This is a genomic window from Martelella endophytica (assembly GCF_000960975.1).
GTDB lineage: Bacteria > Pseudomonadota > Alphaproteobacteria > Rhizobiales > Rhizobiaceae > Martelella > Martelella endophytica.
In genome coordinates, this window is sequence record NZ_CP010803.1 from 4,319,298 (window position 1) to 4,336,062 (window position 16,765).

Sequence of the window (16,765 nt, forward strand, 5' to 3'; positions counted from 1 at the left end):
TCACTTGCGCATGGTCGGCCGGAACGATACATTTTCATCAACATCCGCTCAAGCAGACATTACCCAAGAGACATGCATGCCTGAAATGGGACCGGTGGGTTCGCGACGCGCCGTCACCGTCGTCACATCGCTGATTTTCGTCATTCTGCTGCTGCTGGCGGTCCGCTGGGCTGGCGGGTTCCTGAAGCCCGTGGCGCTGGCGCTGTTCATCATCGCCGTCACCTGGCCGATCAAGAACGCGCTGCAGAAATTCATGCCGCCGCTTCTGGCGCTCGCGGTAACCGTCATCGCCACCATCGTTGTCTTCATCGTCTTCACCATGCTGGTCGTCTGGGGCTTCAGCCGCATGGCGACCTCTTTCATCAATGCGGCATGGCAGCTTCAGATCGCCTATCAGGATGCCGTCAAATGGCTGGGTGACAACGGGATTTCGGTCGCAAGCTCGCTCAACGACGTCTTCAACGTCAGCCTGCTCGTGCGCACCATCCAGCAGGTGACCGGACAGGCCAGCACGACGCTCAGCTTCTGGCTGGTGGTACTCGCCTATGTCGTTCTCGGGCTCACCGAAGTCGACAAGCTGCGCGGCAAGCTCGGCGCCCTGCAGCAGCCAGATTTTGCCGCAACGCTGATCCGCATCGCCGACGACACCGCCAAGAAGTTCGGCCGCTACATGCTGGTGCGCACCGCGATGAGCGCCATGACCGGCCTGCTGTTCTGGGGCTCCGCCACCGTAACCGGCCTCGACTTTCCGGTCGAATGGGGCGTCATCGCCTTTGCGCTGAACTACATTCCGTTCATCGGCTCGGTGATCGCCACCGTCTTCCCCTCGCTCTACGGAGTGATCCAGTTCGAAAACTGGGAGACGGCCCTCGCCCTGTTCATCTGCCTCAATCTCATCCAGTTCATCATCGGCAACTATGTCGAGCCGATGGTTTCGGGCTCGACGCTGTCGATCTCGCCCTTCATCGTCGTGTTCTCAATCTTCTTCTGGACCTTCATGTGGGGCCTGTTCGGCACGTTTCTGGGCGTACCGATCACCATCGCCCTGCTCACCGTCTGCGAGCACATCCCGTCGCTGAACTGGGTTGCGGAAATCCTCGGCGGGCGACCGCGACGGCACGAGCGTGTCGCCGCAGAGGCCTGATCACCACATGCTCTTTGCCGCGCGCTCCGGCCACTCGCGGTCATAGGCCTCGGCGTCGAACGCCGCAGCGCTTGCCTGCTTCGTCATCTCGCCCGCTGTCGGCAGCGCCTTCGGATCGACGACGCGTTCCGGGTCCCAGAGCCGCGCACGGATGATCGCCCGGGCGCACTGGAAATAGACTTCGTTGATCGTGACGACGATGACGCTGCGGGGATGCCTGCCGTCCATCTCGAAGCTTTCGAGCAAGGCCGGCTCGATGGCGAGCACAGCCCGGCCATTGATCCTCAACGCATTGTTCGAACCCGGCACCATGAACATCAGGGCCACCCGCGGATCGCGCACGATATTGGCGAGCGAGTCGACGCGATTGTTGCCGCGCCAGTCCGGCAACAGCACCGTCTTCTCGTCGGCAATGCGCACCACCGCCCCATCATCGCCGCGCGGCGAGCAGTCGAGCCCTTCCGGCCCGACGGTGGCAAGCGCCAGGAACGGCGATGCCTCGATCCAGCGCCGGTAGGCCGGCGTCAGGGCCGGCGTCACCTTGGCGAGCGAGGCCTCACCCGGTTCACCGTAAAGTGCTTTCAGCTCCGCAACGGTCTCGACAGTCTTCATATCGCCCTCATCTGTTCAGCGCGGCCGTTCCGCCTTGTCACGGGTCATGCCCTTCTCGCTCAATTCACGCTCGTAACCGGCAAACAGCACATCGCCATCCTCGCCGAGTTCGCGCAGATAGACCCAGGTGTAGATGCCGCTGTCGTGCATGTCGTCGAAGCCGATGCGAACGGCATAATTGCCGGCGGGTCTTACCGTCATGATCTCGACATTGCGCTTGCCCGGCACCGTCACCTTCTGGTCCGGCCCATGCCCCTGCACTTCCGCTGACGGCGAAAGCACGCGCAGCATCTCGGCGGGAAGCGCATGGCGCGCGCCGTCTTCGAAAGTGACCGTCAGCGTACGGCGATCTTTGGAAACCCGGATTTCGGTCGGTATTGCGGTCATGGGACCTCCCGATGGTGCGCGATGCAGTCATATCACGGCCAAGTGTTTTACACTTCCCTTGACGCTTGCCAAGCCTCGACACATGTTCAGGGTCAGTCAGGAGATGTGGCTTGAACATTCAACTCGCCGAAAGAAAAGTGGAAACCGCAGACCAGCCGATGATCGATCCCTTCGGCAGGACAATCAGCTATCTGCGCGTCTCGGTGACCGATCGCTGTGATTTCCGCTGCACCTACTGCATGGCGGAAAACATGACCTTTCTGCCCAAGCGAGACCTGCTCTCCCTGGAAGAACTCGAACGTCTCTGCAATGCCTTCATCGACAAGGGCGTGCGCAAGCTCCGGCTGACCGGCGGTGAGCCGCTGGTGCGCAAGAATGTCATGCACCTCATCGAAGCGCTTGGCCGCCGCGTTTCCGACGGCGCGCTCGACGAACTGACGATGACCACCAACGGTTCGCAGCTCCACCGCTACGCAACCGCCCTCCACGACGCCGGAATGCGCCGGATCAACGTCTCGCTCGACACGCTCGATCCCGACAAGTTCCACGCGATCACCCGCTGGGGCGATTTCGGCAAGGTGATGGAGGGGCTGGACGCCGCACAGGCGGCCGGGCTCAAGGTAAAGCTCAACGCGGTCGCTCTTTCCGGCGTCAACGACCACGAAATCCCCGATCTGATTCGTTTCGCCCATGGCCGGGGTATGGACCTGACGCTGATCGAGGCCATGCCGCTCGGCGAAGTCGACCAGGATCGCTCCTCCCATTACCTGCCGCTATCGAAGCTGCGCGGCGATCTCGGCCGCGAATTCACGCTTGAAGACATCCCGCTCGATACCGGCGGCCCGGCCCGCTATGCGCGCGTCACCGAAACCGGCGGCCGGATCGGCTTCATCACCCCGCTCTCCCACAATTTCTGTGCAAGCTGCAACCGGGTGCGGCTCACCTGCACCGGCATGCTCTACATGTGTCTCGGCCAGGACGACAATGCCGATTTCCGCAAGGTGCTGCGCGAAAACCCCGATGACGACGGCGTTCTCAAGGCCGCTATCGACGCCGCGATCGCGCGCAAACCCAAGGAACATAATTTCGAACTCGATGAGACCCACTCCCGCATCGCGGTCTCGCGGCACATGAGTGTTACCGGCGGGTAGCCTCATCTGATCGAGATCACTTCCAAGTCTGCCCATTCGTCTATATGTACTTACTTCTTGTAACAGAGACGAATGATGCGACTATCGCCCAATGTAACCGGCGCGCTGTTCATGATCGCGGCCATGGCCGCGTTCTCGATCAATGATGCCACCGTCAAGCTTCTGACAACCGAAATCGGCATCGGCCAGATCATGTTCGTGCGTGGACTGATCCTCTCCATCTTTGCGGTCGGCATCGCCTGGCGCAGCCGCGTCCTTTCCCGGCTCGGGGCGATGTTCGATATCAGGGTCGGGCTGCGCAGCTGCTGCGAACTGGTGGCGGCGATCGCTTTCCTCGAGGCGCTGAAGCAGATGCCGCTCGCCAATGCGGCCGCGATCATCCAGTGTCTTCCGCTCGCCGTCACGCTCGGGGCGGCGCTGTTCATGGGCGAGCCCGTCGGCTGGCGCCGCTGGAGCGCGATCATCGTCGGCTTCATCGGCGTGATGATCATCATCAAGCCGGGCCCGGACGGTTTCGAGCAAGGTGCGGTCTTCGCTGTGGTGGCAATGCTGGCGGCATCCGGGCGCGACCTCCTCACCAAGACGATCCGTACCGACATCCCCGCCATCATCATCACGCTCGGGACCGCTCTGACGCTCACGATCGGCGGGGCCATTCTCGGATCGATCGAGCAGGACTGGAGCATGATGTCGCTGCCGATCACCGCGAAGCTCCTGCTTGCGGCACTGTTTCTGCTGTCGGGCTACCAGTTCCTGGTATTCGCCGTGCGGCTCGGCGATATCTCCTATATTGCGCCGTTCCGCTATGCGGGCCTGATCTGGGCGACGCTTCTCGGCATGCTGCTGTTTTCAGCCTATCCCGGCCCGAATGTCCTCGTCGGTGGCGCGATCGTCGTCGTTGCCGGCCTCTATTCCTTCTATCGCGAACGCAAGCGCGTCGCGCAGGGTAACCTCGCGCCGGAAACGCTGGTGCCGGCGGCGCGCGGCACCGTCGTGGTGCCACCGGATGAAGACGGGAAAGGACCATGAGCGACTGCGGCCTTCCCGCTGTCATTCTCGCAGGCGGACAGTCGCGGCGGATGGGCACCGACAAGGCAAGGCTGCGCATCGCCGGCCGGACGCTTCTGGACCACGCCATCGCTCGGCTTTCGCCGCATGTGGGCCCGATGGTCATCAGCCGCCACACGGCAGACATCAACCCTCCGGATGGCATCGGCCTGGTCACCGATGAAGGCACGGATTTCGACGGACCGCTTGCCGGCATTGCGGCAGCACTCTGCCGCTTTCGCGGCGAACCGGCCACCCATATGCTGTCCATCGCGGTCGACAGTCCCTTCTTCCCGAGGGATATTTCGCACCGGCTGAGCGCCGGCTTCATCGATGGCGGCAATATCGCAATTGCCGCCTGCGAAGGTCACAGACATCCCGCCTTCGGCATCTGGCCGATCGACCTTGCCGAGTCACTCGCGGACCATCTTCGGGAGGGCGGCAGCCGCCGGATGACGGATGTCATCGAACGCTATCCCCATATCACGGTCGAGTTCCCGATGGTCAGCACACCGCTCGGGGCAGTCGACCCGTTCTTCAACATCAACACGCCGGCAGATCTCGATCGCGCCCGCGAGCTCGCGCCGCACCTTTCTTGAAACACCCTTTTGCGGTTGCGCCGGGGCGAGCAGCAGCGTAGAGCGTGCGCTCAATCCTCAATGGCCGAGACGAGACCCATGGCAGGCAAGATCAACGAAAAGAAACTGGCGAAGGCCTACAATCAGGCCCTGGCGCTGGAAAAGGCCGGGGATTTCGCAGCCGCCGCCGAAGCCTATCGCGCCGTGCTGGCGCTCGACCCGGACGATCATGGCGGCGCGGCCGTCCGCCTTGCCGCCATCGGCCACGGCGAGGCCCCGTTGAAGGCGCCCGATGCCTATGTCGAGACCCTGTTCGACCAGCATGCCGACGATTTCGAGGACATCCTTGTCGAACAGCTCGGCTATTGCGTGCCGATGATCGTACGCCAGCGTTTCCAGTCGCTGGAACTCGGCGGTTTCAAGCGCATGCTCGATCTCGGCTGCGGCACCGGCCTTGCCGGCACGGCGCTGCGCGACATGGCCGATGACATCACCGGACTCGACCTTTCGGAGAACATGGTCAGCATCGCCTATGACAAGGAGGTCTACGACACCCTGTTCGTGGCCGAGGTCGTCGACTTCCTGCAGGAAAACGAGGAGGAGGCGTTCGACCTCGTCGTTGCCGCAGACGTATTGCCCTATCTCGGCGCGCTCGAGCCCATTTTTGCCGGCGCAGCGGCCAATATGCAAAAGGGCGGCACATTCGCCTTCTCAGCAGAGACACTCCCCGATGATGCCCTGAAGGGGCGCGGTTACACCGTCGGCCCGCATCACCGTTTCGGTCACAGCCTCGCCTACATTTCGAACGCACTTGCGGAGGCTGGTTTCGAAACCCTCGAAGTCACCGACATCAATGTCCGTTTCGAAGACGGCCAGCCGACGCCCGGTTATCTGGTGATCGCACGCTACGCGCCGTCGTGACGCCGGCCCGCCTCCAGATAACGCCACGGCAGATACCACCGCCAGCGCGGTTCGAGTAGCTCCGGGACAGGATCGAAACCCGATGTCCCTCCCGGCCCGCAGCGGCCGACGCGAAACAGCGTCAGGAAACCGCCGGCCCAGAGGCCATGGCGGGCGATCGCCTCGTATCCATATTCCGAACAGGTTGGCAAATGCCGGCAGGATTGGCCGATAAGGCTGGAAAAGGTGAGCTGGTAGGCGCGGATGAAGCCAAGGCCGAGGAGCCGACCCGGCGTCTTGCGAAACGGCCCCTGCCAGTTGCGCGAGGCGGCCGGGTGGCCACTCTCACACATTGGCCGTTCCGGCCGGCTGAGGCACCGCCTCGCCTTCGGCCATGTCGAGCGCTTTCACCGTCGCCTCGAAGGTCAGCATCACCGAGCCGTGGCGCGCGGGATAATCCCTGACCGGCAGCAGACAGCGCATCTCCTCGAAGCGGCCTTCCGGCCCTTCGCCCCCCGCCTTCAGCATTGCCCGCATCGCCTCGCGCGCGGCGCGGATCTCCCCCGGAGTGGCGCCAATAACCGTTTCGGCCATGATCGCCGCGGATGCCTGGCCGAGGGCACAGGCCTTGAGCTCGTGGGAAAAATCGCTGACGCGACCATCGGTCAGCTTGAGATAGACGGTGAGGCGCGAACCGCAGAGCTTGGAATGGGCCGGCGCCATGCCGTCGGCATCCTCTAGCGCGCCAAGCCGGGTCACGTTGCCGGCATGTTGCAGAATTCGGGCTGAGTAGATGTCGTCCATGGCGTTTCCAGCGGCGTTCGTCACTAAGTGTGGTTACAGGAAAACATGGGCGTGCGGCAAGGCCGGGGCAAGAGGCGACGATTGCAAGAAGGGACGCGGCGGGCTATCACATCGCCCGCAGACAGGAAAAACCATGCTCCAATTCGAAAAGCCGCCGCAGGACAAGGCCCTGCTTGATGAAGCGAAAACCTTCACCCCGCGTTTCGACGCGCACGGCCTCGTCACCGCCGTCGTGGTCGACGCGCGCGATAATGCCGTGCTGATGCTTGCGCACATGAATGCCGAGGCGCTGGCGCTGACGATCGAGACCGGATTTGCCCACTACTTCAGCCGTTCGCGCGGCAATATCTGGAAGAAGGGCGAGACCTCCGGCAACCTGCAGCGCGTGACCGAGGTTCTGGCCGATTGCGACCAGGATGCCGTGCTCCTGAAGGTGGCCATGGAAGGCCATGACGCGGCCTGCCACACCGGCCGCCGCTCCTGCTTCTACCGCAAGGTCAGCGTCAGGGACGGCGCCGCCGTGCTCGACAGCATCGACGACAACCGCGCCTTCGATCCGCAGGCGGTCTACGGCAAGTCCTGATCCGGGCTCAGCCCGCGATATAGGACTTGATGTGCTCCGCTTCCTGCTCGACCTCGCGGATGCGGGACTTCACCGCGTCACCGATCGAGATGATGCCCGAAAGCCGACCCTCGGTCTCGACCGGCACATGGCGAAAATGCCGCTCGGTCATCACCTGCATCAGTTCGTTGACCGTGGTTCCCTCCTCGCAGCGATAGACCTTCTCGGTCATCTCCTGGGAGACTGGCGTGGTGAGTGTCGCGGCCCCATGCTTGGCGATGGCGCCGACCAGGTCGCGTTCGGTGAAGATGCCGGCGATCTTGTTGTCGGCGCTGACGATCACCACAGCGCCGATCCGGTTCTGGTGCAGGATCGACGCCATTTCGGCAATCGGTGTTCCCGCCGGCGCGGTCACGACCGCACGCCCCTTCTGATCAAGTATCATTCTGACCGTAATCGCCATGGAAACCTCCTCGTTCACGGCTCGCGCCCGCCTCCTCCGCAGGCGCCTGCCGGAATGGTGCATGAGGTGTCCCGCGATTGCAAGCTTGCGACGGTCCGGGGGTGTCAATAGCCGAGCGTGTGCGGCAGCTTCACGTCGAACAGCGGAAAGGCGAGAAAGCCGAAAAGGAAACCGCCAATATGGGCCTGCCAGGCAATCTCACCGGCACTAACACCGGCAAGGCTGACACCGACGGCCACCAGCAGATTGCCGAGAAGCCAGATGATGACGAAGGCGCGGGCGGTGCGATCGGCAAAGACCTCCGGGATGGTCAGGCGCCGGTTGAGATGGGCATAGGGCGAGAGCCCGCCGCGGCCGGCAAAGGCAAACCGGCAGGCCGCTCCCATATAGGCGGAAACGACGCCGGAAGCCCCAATCAGCACTGCGACGGCGCCCCAGTCGACGGCGGCGAAGAAGAAGGCGGAGGCTGCAGCGCTCGTCACCCAGAGGGCGAGAAAGCGCACGGCTCCGATCCGCCGCGCGACCGGCGCGCCAAAGATCGCCAGCCAGAGCGAATTGAAAATGATGTGAGCCCAGCCGCCATGCAGAAGCGAATAGGTGACCGGCGACCAGAGCCAGGCCAGGTCCTGCTCGCCGAGCGGATGAACGTAACGCGCAGGCATGAAGCCGAAATCGCGCCAGACGATCAAGTTCGTCGCATAGCTGAGAAAATATTCCTGCACCAGGAAGATCGCGAACAGGATGCCGAGCGCCGACAGCACCGCCCCCGGCAGATTGACCGGCGGATTGCGCGGTGGGCGGGTCGGGTTACCGGCTTGCGGTGTGCGCATAAGGTTGCCTCCTGTTCGCGACCTGCTTATCCGATACGAACGCCCTTGAAAAGCGCGTGCGGTAAGGGTTACACATTGGTCATGTAGGGGGGCGACGCACACCGTGCTTCCGTCTTCGGGGAATTGATCGCTAAAAGCCGCGGACAGCTTGAAAAGCTTAAATGAATGTTAACCGCAAAGTGATGAGACTAACCGGCAGTCTAGCCTCGCTGGCGCCGGACCGGTAACATCCGTTCACGGCTTTGCCAGGAACAACAACCGCCAGATTTCGCAAGAGTTTATCGAATGCAGAGACAGGCCTCCCGCCGCTTTCAACTGAGCCGACTGTCAGACGCCGTGACGGTTCTGGCCGCCATCCTGGTTTTCCTCACCGGCCTTGCCGCCGTAGAGGCGCGTGCCGATACCAATGACGCGGCCATCGTCATCGACACCAACACCGGCAAGGTGCTCTACAGCGACAATCCCGATGCCCCGCGCTATCCCGCATCGCTGACCAAGATGATGACGCTCTATCTTCTGTTCGAAGCGATGGACGAAGGTCGCGTTTCGCTGAACACGAAGATTCCGTTCTCCAAGAATGCCGCAGCCGAACCGCCGACCAAGCTCGGCATTCCGGCCGGCGGCAGCATCACCGCCGAGACCGCGATCTACGCGCTGGTGACGCGCTCCGCCAACGACGTCGCGACGGCGCTCGGCGAATATCTCGGCGGATCGGAAGACAATTTTGCCCGGATGATGACCAACAAGGCGCATTCGCTCGGCATGACCCACACCACCTATCGCAACGCCCACGGCCTACCGAACAGCGCGCAGAAGACCACGGCGCGCGACCAGGCCCGCCTCGGCATTGCCCTTAGACAGCACTTCCCGCAGTACTACAGCTATTTCAGCACCCGCAGCTTCCAGTACGGCAAATATTCGATCGGCAATCATAATCACCTGCTCGGCAAGGTGAAGGGCGTCGATGGCATCAAGACCGGCTATACCAATGCTTCCGGCTTCAACATCGCCACCTCCGCTGTCGTCGGCAACCGGTCGATCGTTGCCGTCGTTATGGGCGGCTCCACGGCCGCAAGCCGCGACAAGTGGGTGACCGGCCTGATCGAGAAATACATGTCGAAGGCTTCGAATGGTCGCGGCGGCGGTTTCGTCATCGCCCGTGGCGCCAGCAGCACCCGGCTTGCCATGCAATTCCCGAAGACCGGTCCGATCCCCTATCCGCGTCCGGTCAACGACAATGCGGGCGTCGCGCTTGCCTATGCGGCCAATGACGATGCCGTACCGGCCGCCACTGCCGCTCTCTCGGGCCCGCAGGCCGATCTCATCGCCAATGTTCCGGTTCCGACAGAGCGTGTCGAGCAGCCCGACGACGGCCTGAGCGTTGAGGATATCCTCGACACGGCCGACGAAGTCGCAGATAGCGTGGGCAGCGCCATCATCACCCCTGCCGCGGCCGCGACCGCGCCCGACCGCTCGATCAAGACCAACTCGGTTCGCCCGAAGAGCGGCTGGGTCGTCCAGGTCGGCACGGCAGCAACGCCCGAAGGCGCCAAGGCGATCCTCGATCGCACGCGCGGCCAGGCCGGCGGTGCGCTCGACAGCTCCGAGCCCTTCGCGCTTGCCTACAACAGCGGTGGCCAGCAGATATACCGCGCCCGCTTCGGCGGCTTTTCCGACCAGGAAGAAGCCGTCCGGGCCTGCCGGGCACTGAAGAGCAGCGGCGTGAGCTGCTGGGCCAGCCTGCAGTAAAAGCCCGCTCCATTCCAGAGCTTCAAAACAGAAAACGCCGGTCCGCATGCGGGCCGGCGTTTTCCGTAAAGAGTTTGGAAACGTTTACCATTTAGATTCGGCGTCAAGGCTTTCGAAAGCAAGAAAAGCGAAAGCTCAATCCAGCAACTGTCTTGCGTAGCTATGGGGATTGACGTGAACAGGAAGCAGCGATCCGGATCTATGACAACCAATACACTTGCCCAGCGTCGCGGTTTCAGCCCGTTTCAGGAAGCGGCCCACAAGCTGGCCGAATACGCCCGCTCGCAGAGCCGCTACAAGGCACGCGAGCTGGTGAACATGCTGACCAGCCAGGGCGAGCGTGCCGCGCGCGGCGCAAAGCCGTACGTCACCATTCACCTTTACATTCCGAAGAGCGGCGGCCGCCACCGGCCCGTCAATCTGAAGCTTCGCTGAGCTCCTCCCGCAGAAGACTGCGAAAGTCCCAAACTGAAAAAGGCGCCCGATGGGCGCCTTCTTTTTTTGAGTTGGTCGATCGGCCTTACATCTTGACCGCAGAGATCTGTACCTCGACACGACGGTTCTGGGCCCTGCCTTCCGGCGTCGCGTTGGAAGCGACCGGGTTGCTCGGACCGAAGCCGACGGCGGAGATGCGGCTGCCGCTGACGCCGCTCTGGATCAGGTAGTTGGCGACGCTGTTGGCGCGCTGCTGTGACAGGGTCTGGTTGTATTCGGCAGAACCGGTCGAGTCGGTATAGCCGTTCACGTTGACCGCGGTGCGGTTGTACTTGGCCAGAACGGTCGCGACGGCGTTCAGCGTCGAATAGAAGTTCGGCAGGATCGAGTACTGGTCCGTCGGGAAGGTGACGTTGCCCGGCATGACGAGCGTCAGCATGTCGCCGTTGCGGACGACGGAAACGCCGGTACCGGCAAGCGCGCGACGGAATTCGGCTTCCTGCTGGTCCATGTATGCGCCGATGCCGCCGCCGGCGATCGCGCCGATGGCGCCGCCAATGGCCGCTCCCTTGGCGTCACCGCCGATGGCCAGACCGGTCAGCGCACCCAGTGCGCCACCAGCCAGCACGCCCGTGCCGGTATTGTTGGCGACCGGCTGGCCGGAATAAGGATCAGTGGTGGTGCAGCCCGCCAGAAAGGCCAGGCCCACGGCGGCAATCGTCAGGTTTTTCAGCATTTTGTCCCTCGGGTGCGAAAAAAACAGTTATTCAGTTCAAGCCGTGCCATTGCGGCAAACATATGGCTCCCACTGCCAAAATAGAGCGGGGATGGTCCGGGGCAATGCCCGGACCGGATTGATCAGCCGCTCATGCCCGGCGCCATCGGATCAGCCGGCGGCGCGATGCGGATTTCGACGCGGCGGTTCTTGGCACGGCCCTCGGCGGTATCGTTGCTGGCCACCGGATTAGCCTTGCCGTAACCAACGGGCTTGATGCGCATCGGGCTGACGCCGCGCTGGATCAGCGCGCCCGCAACCGAATTCGCCCGCATCTGCGAGAGCTTCAGATTGTAGGCATCTGTTCCGGTCGAGTCGGTATAGCCGTTTATGTCGAGATTGGTGGCCTGGTACTTCTGCAGAAGACCGGCGATGACATCGAGCGCGGGGCCGAAGGCCGGTACGATATCGGACTTGTCGGTTGCGAAGGTGATCGAGGACGGGAACACCAGAGCAATATACTTGTCGGTGTGAACGATGGTGACGCCGGTGCCTTCGAGCTGCTGGCGGAACTCGCTCTCCTGGTTGTCCATATAGGCCGGATCGTCGACCGAGATCTGGGTAACCGTGACGGTTTTCGGCGCAGGCTCGTTCATCGACGTGCTGGAGCAGCCCGCAAGCAGGGCGGCGGCGAAAGCCGCAGGTACGAGTTTGTAGAACATGTTTCCCCCTTCAAGGATCAAAAGCCGGCCGAGCCGGACTCATCGTTTGAGGCCGACATAACAGCAGGTGTCCGCCGCAGAAGCAAGTCAAAGGCATAAGACGCCCCCATCACGACTACGCTCTCCAGCAGACGCGGCCGGCAGTGCGGCCTACTGCTCCAGCATGGAGGCCTGGTGCATCTCGACATTGAGACGCTGCTCCTCGTCCGCCTTCGGCTTGGAGAACCGTCCGAGGATCAGATAGGCGACCGGCGTGACATAGAGTGTCACGATGGTGGCGAGCCCCAGTCCGCCGACAATCACCCAGCCAAGCGCAACACGTGCTTCCGCGCCGGCACCCGAGGCCAGCACCAGCGGGATGCCGCCGAGCACGGTCGAGATCATCGTCATCATCACCGGCCTCAGGCGCAGCATCGTCGCGTTCTCGATCGCCTCGCGCACGCTCTCGCCTCTGTCGCGAAGCTGGTTCGCGAATTCGACGATCAGGATGCCGTTCTTCGCCATTACGCCGATCAGGAGGACAAGACCGATCTGGGAATAGATGTTGAGGCTGGTTCCGGTAATCAGCATGGCGATGACGGCGCAGCCGATACCGAACGGCACGGTCGCCATGATGATCAGCGCGCTCCAGAAGCTTTCGAACTGGGCGGCGAGCACAAGCATCACGATGACGATGGCAAAGCCGAACACCATGCTCATGCCCGAGGCATTTTCGCTGAGGGCAGCCGCCTCCGCCTGCGCCTCGATATGGGCGCCGGCGGGCAGCAGCGGTTCGGCGAGCTCGACCATCCGGTTATAGGCCTGGCCGAGCGCGACGCCATCGCCAAGACTCGCCGAGATCGACACCGCCGGAAGCTGCTGCTCACGCTCGAGTGTCGGGGCGATCGCCTTCTCGGTCAACGTCGCGATGGTGGAAAGCGGCACGATACGGCCATCCGATGTCCTCAGGAAGATATTCTGAAGATCGGTCGGATCATCGAGCTTGCGGGTATCGGCCTCCAGTTGAACGTCGTAGGCATCGCCGTCGACATAGACATCGGCGATGGAATTACCGTCGAGAAGCGCTCGCAGCGCCTGCGACAGGGCGGAGATGTCGATGCCGAGATCGGAGGCCCGCTGGCGGTCGAGCGTCAGGGATATCTGCGCCTGGGTCGCGTCATTGCCGAGGCGGGGATTGGAGAAGGTCGGATCGCCTTCCATCTCCGTTACCAACGTGGCGGCTGCCGCGGCGAGCCTCTCATGCGTAGCACCGACCAGCGCGAAACTGAGGCCACTGCCGCCGCCGCGGATGTTGAGCGAATTCGGCTGGAAGGCAAACGCTCGCACGGCCGGCACCTGCGCGGCAGCCGCATTGACGTCGCGGGCGATCTCGTCCTGGCTGCGGGTCCGCTCGTCCCATGGCGCCAGTGTCATCACCATGAAGCCGCTATTGGTGGAGCTGCCAAAGCCGGAAATCGAGAAGATGCTCTCAATTTCGCCACTGTCGACGAGCGGCTGCAGCTTCTCCTCGACCTGCTGGATACGGTCGCGGGTGTAGTCGAGGCTGACGCCCTGCGCCGTCGAGATCCGCATCATCAGCGACGAGCGGTCCTCCTTCGGCAGAAGCTCATTTGTGATGTTGGTATAGGCGATGTAGGCGCCGAACATCAAAAGCGCACCGAAGGCCAGAACCACCATGGGTGCGCCAAGCGACCAGCGCAGTGTGCGCGCGTAAAGGCCGGTAAAAGCCATTCCGAGCCGGGCTATGTGCCCCGGCTTCACATGCTTGTGCTCGACCAGGATGCGCGAGGCGAGCATGGGGCAGAGCGTCAGCGCGACGAAGGAGGAGAGCAAAACGGCAAAGGCCAGCACGAAACCGAATTCGCGGAACAGCCCGCCCGCCTGCCCCGGCAGGAAGGAGAGCGGCACGAACACGGCCGCAAGCGTCGCAGTCGTGGTTATGACGGCAAAGAACACCTCGCGCGTGCCGAGCACGGCGGCGGCGCGCGGGCCCATGCCCTTGGCCCGCAAGCGCACGATGTTCTCCAACACGACGATTGCATCGTCGACCACCATGCCGGTCGCCAGCACGATGGCGAGCAAGGTCAGGATATTGACCGAGAAGCCGGCAACATAGATGGCTGCAAGCGTACCGATCAGCGCCACCGGCAGCGTGATCGCCGGGATGATCGTTGCCCGCCAGTCGCGCAGGAACAGATAGATGATCGCGACGACGATGAGCGAAGCCAGGATCAGCGAGCGGACCACCTCATCGATGGAACCGGCGATGAAGACAGCGTCATCGCTCGAAATCTGGATCTCGGTGCCTTCCGGCAGCGTCTCGGACAGCTCGCTGACGACCCGGTGCACGCCCTGGGAAATCTCCAGCGTGTTCGATCGCGCCTGCCGGATGATACCGAGGCCGATGCCCGGCTGGCCATTGTAGCGCAGCGCCGTGGCCGCGGTGTCAGGGCCGAAGATGACGGTCGCGACATCGCCGAGCCGGACATTGTCGGCGATGATCAGGTCCTTGAACGCTTCCGGCGTGGTGACGTCGGCGGTCGCGCGCACGGAGAGGTCCTGTGTGGTCGAGGTGAGAGAGCCGGCCGGAACGTCCCAAGAGACGTCCGAGAGCGCGGAAGCGAGGTCCGCAACCGTCAGGCCGCGACTGGCAAGGGCGGCCTGATTGATGTCGATGCGGAAGATCTTGTCACGGTCACCGTAGACCTCGATGTCGGCCACGCCCGGCACGGCGGCAAGGCGGTCCTCGACCTCGTCGGAAACGAGCTTTGTCAGGTCGTCGATATTCATCGTTGTGGAGGTGACGGCAAGACGGAGGACGGGCTGCGAATCCGAATCCGCCTTGACGATGCGCGGCTCATCGGCATCGTCGGGCAACTGGCCCTCAACGCGGCCGACCGCATCGCGGACATCCATCGATGCGACGTTGACGTCGGTGTCCTTGCTGAACTCCAGCGTCACCCGGCTTGAGCCGGTCTGCGATCGCGACGACATTGACTGCAGGCCCGAGACGCGGGCAACGGCACCTTCGATCACCGAGGTGATCTCCCGGTCGACCGTCTCCGGCGAGGCGCCCGAGAAGCTGGTGCGCACCGTGATGACCGGCTGGTCGACATCGGGGAGCTCGCGAACCTCGACGCCGAAATAGGCGGCCAGGCCGGCCACGACGATCAGCGCATTGAAAACCAACGCCAGGATCGGCCGGCGCACGAAGAGCGCGGTGAAGCCGTGTTCGGTGGCATAGTCCGCGGAGGTTTCCTCACCGGGCGCTACGCCGGGGTTCTCGCTGTCACCGGAGACGGAAGGCTCGTCGTCGCGGCTCATGAGCGGGTCCCCCCGGCTCCGGCCATTTCCTCAGTCGCTGCCGAATTGGCAGGCGTTACGGCAACGCCTTCGCTCAGCCGCTGGATGCCCTCGGTGATCACCATGTCGCCGGGCTTAAGCTCGGCATCGACCAGAACCACGTCCGGGTTGCGCTGGATGATGCGCACGCGCTGCTTGGTCGCCTTGCCGTCGACGAGCTGCCACACAAAGGAGCCGGTGCTGTCCCACTGGACAGCCAGCGGATCAACGCCGGGATACTGGTCGCCGGGAAAATGCATGTTGACCTCGAAGGACATGCCGGCGCGAAGCGCGTCATCGTCGTTTGCGATGCTGGCGCGCACCATGAAGGTACGGCTTGCCGCATCGATGCGGTTGTCGACCGCCGAAACCTCGCCGTCAAAACGCATCTGCGGCGCAGAAACGAGGCTTGCCTCGACAGCCTGCCCGGCCTTTACGGAGGCGGCAAACCGTTCCGGCACGGCGAAATCGACGAGGATGGAAGACCGGTCATCGATCGTCACGATCTCGGAGGTCGTGGTGACATAGTCGCCGACATTGGCGTCGACGATGCCGGCAACACCTGAGATCGGAGCAACGATCTCGCGCCGCGACAGGGCAAGCTCTGCATTCTGCAGGTCGAGTTCGGCGGATTTCTCGGCAATCTCGGCGTTATAGACTTCGGTTTCGGAGATCGACGACTTGATCTTGCGGTTGACCTGAGCCTGACGAGCCGCACTTTCGAGCGCGACCTTCGCCTGGTCGCGGGCAAGCGTTTGCTCGCGGTTATCGAGCCGCACCAGAACCTCGCCCTTCTCCACCTCCTCGCCGGAGCCGATCAGGATTTCCGTGATGGTGCCGGCCTCTTCGGGCTTCAGCGTCACGGTCTGCTCGGCCTCGCCGTCGCCGATCGCGCTTAGCTCGTCATTGAGCGTTCCGGTGGTCACCGGCGCGGTAACGACCGCGATGCCCGCGCCACCAAAACCGCCACGGCCGCCACCGCCCGGAGTGCGCGGCGCTTCACTCGCCGTATTTTCAACGAGCCCGGCGCTCGCCAACAATGCGCGGCCGTCAGGCGCCAGCAGAAGCCAGGCTCCGGCCCCCACGGCCAGAACACCAAGACTGACGGCAGCCTGTTTGTATAGACGCATTGATAACCCCGGCTAGACCTGACGCAATGACTTGAAAAGAAAGCGCATACGGAAACGTTGCAGGCTTCGAGTATCCTGATCGGTTTGCGATCTGCAAGCGTCTAATCCCAACCTCTCCAAATTGTAATGTAACCTGGAGTTCAGTGGCTACTCCGGTCCCGCAATGCCGCGCGGGGTCGGGTCCGATATGCAAA

Annotated in this window: 18 protein-coding genes; 8 read left to right on the top strand and 10 right to left on the bottom strand. The window is 63.0% G+C overall.

What is annotated here, in order from left to right; translation table 11 throughout:
* The first annotated feature begins 76 nt into the window (after positions 1-76).
* Complete coding sequence (locus tag TM49_RS20075; RefSeq protein ID WP_045683835.1) at positions 77-1,144, top strand: AI-2E family transporter; 1,068 nt, start codon at positions 77-79, stop codon at positions 1,142-1,144.
* Here TM49_RS20075 and TM49_RS20080 read toward each other — a convergent pair whose 3' ends face one another.
* Entirely contained in the window at positions 1,145-1,756 is a 612-nt protein-coding gene (locus TM49_RS20080; protein WP_045683837.1) for a pyridoxamine 5'-phosphate oxidase family protein, read from the bottom strand.
* A 15-nt stretch (positions 1,757-1,771) separates the two neighbouring features.
* A complete protein-coding gene (locus TM49_RS20085; protein ID WP_045683839.1) occupies positions 1,772-2,143 on the bottom strand; it encodes a gamma-butyrobetaine hydroxylase family protein in 372 nt (123 codons plus the stop codon).
* Between the two features lie 158 nt (positions 2,144-2,301).
* On the opposite strand from TM49_RS20085, the gene moaA reads away from it, so the two are divergent.
* From moaA to TM49_RS20105, 4 genes are all read left to right on the top strand, one after another.
* Complete coding sequence (gene moaA / locus TM49_RS20090) at positions 2,302-3,294, top strand: GTP 3',8-cyclase MoaA (protein WP_045685559.1); 993 nt, start codon at positions 2,302-2,304, stop codon at positions 3,292-3,294.
* Positions 3,295-3,369: 75 nt separating this feature from the next.
* Positions 3,370-4,323, top strand: a complete 954-nt coding sequence (locus TM49_RS20095) for a DMT family transporter (protein ID WP_045685561.1) — start codon at positions 3,370-3,372, stop codon at positions 4,321-4,323.
* Positions 4,320-4,940, top strand: coding sequence for a molybdenum cofactor guanylyltransferase MobA (gene mobA / locus TM49_RS20100; RefSeq protein ID WP_045683841.1), 621 nt, complete (start codon positions 4,320-4,322; stop codon positions 4,938-4,940). Before TM49_RS20095 ends, mobA begins: the two co-directional genes overlap by 4 nt.
* A 78-nt stretch (positions 4,941-5,018) precedes the next feature.
* On the top strand, positions 5,019-5,840 hold the full coding sequence (locus TM49_RS20105) for a class I SAM-dependent DNA methyltransferase (RefSeq protein WP_045683843.1): 822 nt from the start codon (positions 5,019-5,021) through the stop codon (positions 5,838-5,840).
* On the opposite strand, the gene yidD is transcribed toward TM49_RS20105, so the two are convergent.
* Positions 5,825-6,172, bottom strand: a complete 348-nt coding sequence (gene yidD / locus TM49_RS20110) for a membrane protein insertion efficiency factor YidD (protein ID WP_045683845.1) — start codon at positions 6,170-6,172, stop codon at positions 5,825-5,827. The two genes, TM49_RS20105 and yidD, sit on opposite strands and share 16 nt — an antisense overlap.
* Positions 6,165-6,623 carry an iron-sulfur cluster assembly scaffold protein gene (locus TM49_RS20115; RefSeq protein ID WP_045685563.1) on the bottom strand — a complete coding sequence of 153 codons (459 nt, stop codon included), beginning with the start codon at positions 6,621-6,623 and terminating at the stop codon, positions 6,165-6,167. Before TM49_RS20115 ends, yidD begins: the two co-directional genes overlap by 8 nt.
* A 133-nt stretch (positions 6,624-6,756) precedes the next feature.
* On the opposite strand from TM49_RS20115, the gene hisI reads away from it, so the two are divergent.
* Positions 6,757-7,206: a phosphoribosyl-AMP cyclohydrolase gene (gene hisI, locus TM49_RS20120; RefSeq protein ID WP_045683846.1), complete on the top strand. Its 450-nt coding sequence runs from the start codon at positions 6,757-6,759 to the stop codon at positions 7,204-7,206.
* Between the two features lie 7 nt (positions 7,207-7,213).
* Here the strand turns inward: hisI and TM49_RS20125 are convergent, their stop codons facing one another.
* The gene (locus TM49_RS20125; protein ID WP_045683848.1) at positions 7,214-7,648 is read right to left on the bottom strand and encodes a CBS domain-containing protein; all 435 of its coding nucleotides are present in this window, start codon (positions 7,646-7,648) and stop codon (positions 7,214-7,216) included.
* Positions 7,649-7,752: 104 nt separating this feature from the next.
* A complete protein-coding gene (locus tag TM49_RS20130) occupies positions 7,753-8,478 on the bottom strand; it encodes a rhomboid family intramembrane serine protease (protein ID WP_045683849.1) in 726 nt (241 codons plus the stop codon).
* 285 nt (positions 8,479-8,763) lie between these two features.
* Between TM49_RS20130 and TM49_RS20135 the strand changes: the two genes are divergently transcribed.
* Positions 8,764-10,227, top strand: coding sequence for a D-alanyl-D-alanine carboxypeptidase (locus TM49_RS20135; protein WP_052699962.1), 1,464 nt, complete (start codon positions 8,764-8,766; stop codon positions 10,225-10,227).
* 201 nt (positions 10,228-10,428) lie between these two features.
* Positions 10,429-10,662 (top strand): hypothetical protein, encoded by a 234-nt coding sequence (locus TM49_RS20140; protein ID WP_045683850.1) that lies wholly within the window; start codon positions 10,429-10,431, stop codon positions 10,660-10,662.
* Between the two features lie 85 nt (positions 10,663-10,747).
* Here TM49_RS20140 and TM49_RS20145 read toward each other — a convergent pair whose 3' ends face one another.
* From TM49_RS20145 to TM49_RS20160, 4 genes are all read right to left on the bottom strand, one after another.
* Positions 10,748-11,398, bottom strand: a complete 651-nt coding sequence (locus tag TM49_RS20145; protein WP_045683852.1) for a YiaD family glycine zipper/OmpA-like lipoprotein — start codon at positions 11,396-11,398, stop codon at positions 10,748-10,750.
* 122 nt (positions 11,399-11,520) lie between these two features.
* Positions 11,521-12,099 (bottom strand): YiaD family glycine zipper/OmpA-like lipoprotein, encoded by a 579-nt coding sequence (locus TM49_RS20150; RefSeq protein WP_052699963.1) that lies wholly within the window; start codon positions 12,097-12,099, stop codon positions 11,521-11,523.
* A gap of 150 nt (positions 12,100-12,249) precedes the next feature.
* Entirely contained in the window at positions 12,250-15,423 is a 3,174-nt protein-coding gene (locus TM49_RS20155; RefSeq protein WP_082074825.1) for an efflux RND transporter permease subunit, read from the bottom strand.
* Positions 15,420-16,571: an efflux RND transporter periplasmic adaptor subunit gene (locus TM49_RS20160; RefSeq protein WP_045683854.1), complete on the bottom strand. Its 1,152-nt coding sequence runs from the start codon at positions 16,569-16,571 to the stop codon at positions 15,420-15,422. Before TM49_RS20160 ends, TM49_RS20155 begins: the two co-directional genes overlap by 4 nt.
* Positions 16,572-16,765: the final 194 nt, after the last annotated feature.

What these genes read in the sequence shown, in the direction of transcription:
- TM49_RS20130 (WP_045683849.1), bottom strand. Translation starts at nt 8,478, where the DNA reads ATGCGCACACCGCAAGCCGGTAACCCGACCCGCCCACCGCGCAATCCG.
- TM49_RS20080 (WP_045683837.1), bottom strand. Translation starts at nt 1,756, where the DNA reads ATGAAGACTGTCGAGACCGTTGCGGAGCTGAAAGCACTTTACGGTGAA.
- TM49_RS20135 (WP_052699962.1), top strand. Translation starts at nt 8,764, where the DNA reads ATGCAGAGACAGGCCTCCCGCCGCTTTCAACTGAGCCGACTGTCAGAC.
- TM49_RS20115 (WP_045685563.1), bottom strand. Translation starts at nt 6,623, where the DNA reads ATGGACGACATCTACTCAGCCCGAATTCTGCAACATGCCGGCAACGTG.
- TM49_RS20155 (WP_082074825.1), bottom strand. Translation starts at nt 15,423, where the DNA reads ATGAGCCGCGACGACGAGCCTTCCGTCTCCGGTGACAGCGAGAACCCC.
- TM49_RS20125 (WP_045683848.1), bottom strand. Translation starts at nt 7,648, where the DNA reads ATGGCGATTACGGTCAGAATGATACTTGATCAGAAGGGGCGTGCGGTC.
- TM49_RS20145 (WP_045683852.1), bottom strand. Translation starts at nt 11,398, where the DNA reads ATGCTGAAAAACCTGACGATTGCCGCCGTGGGCCTGGCCTTTCTGGCG.
- TM49_RS20140 (WP_045683850.1), top strand. Translation starts at nt 10,429, where the DNA reads ATGACAACCAATACACTTGCCCAGCGTCGCGGTTTCAGCCCGTTTCAG.
- TM49_RS20085 (WP_045683839.1), bottom strand. Translation starts at nt 2,143, where the DNA reads ATGACCGCAATACCGACCGAAATCCGGGTTTCCAAAGATCGCCGTACG.
- mobA (WP_045683841.1), top strand. Translation starts at nt 4,320, where the DNA reads ATGAGCGACTGCGGCCTTCCCGCTGTCATTCTCGCAGGCGGACAGTCG.
- TM49_RS20095 (WP_045685561.1), top strand. Translation starts at nt 3,370, where the DNA reads ATGCGACTATCGCCCAATGTAACCGGCGCGCTGTTCATGATCGCGGCC.
- TM49_RS20075 (WP_045683835.1), top strand. Translation starts at nt 77, where the DNA reads ATGCCTGAAATGGGACCGGTGGGTTCGCGACGCGCCGTCACCGTCGTC.
- hisI (WP_045683846.1), top strand. Translation starts at nt 6,757, where the DNA reads ATGCTCCAATTCGAAAAGCCGCCGCAGGACAAGGCCCTGCTTGATGAA.
- yidD (WP_045683845.1), bottom strand. Translation starts at nt 6,172, where the DNA reads ATGTGTGAGAGTGGCCACCCGGCCGCCTCGCGCAACTGGCAGGGGCCG.
- TM49_RS20160 (WP_045683854.1), bottom strand. Translation starts at nt 16,571, where the DNA reads ATGCGTCTATACAAACAGGCTGCCGTCAGTCTTGGTGTTCTGGCCGTG.
- moaA (WP_045685559.1), top strand. Translation starts at nt 2,302, where the DNA reads ATGATCGATCCCTTCGGCAGGACAATCAGCTATCTGCGCGTCTCGGTG.
- TM49_RS20105 (WP_045683843.1), top strand. Translation starts at nt 5,019, where the DNA reads ATGGCAGGCAAGATCAACGAAAAGAAACTGGCGAAGGCCTACAATCAG.
- TM49_RS20150 (WP_052699963.1), bottom strand. Translation starts at nt 12,099, where the DNA reads ATGTTCTACAAACTCGTACCTGCGGCTTTCGCCGCCGCCCTGCTTGCG.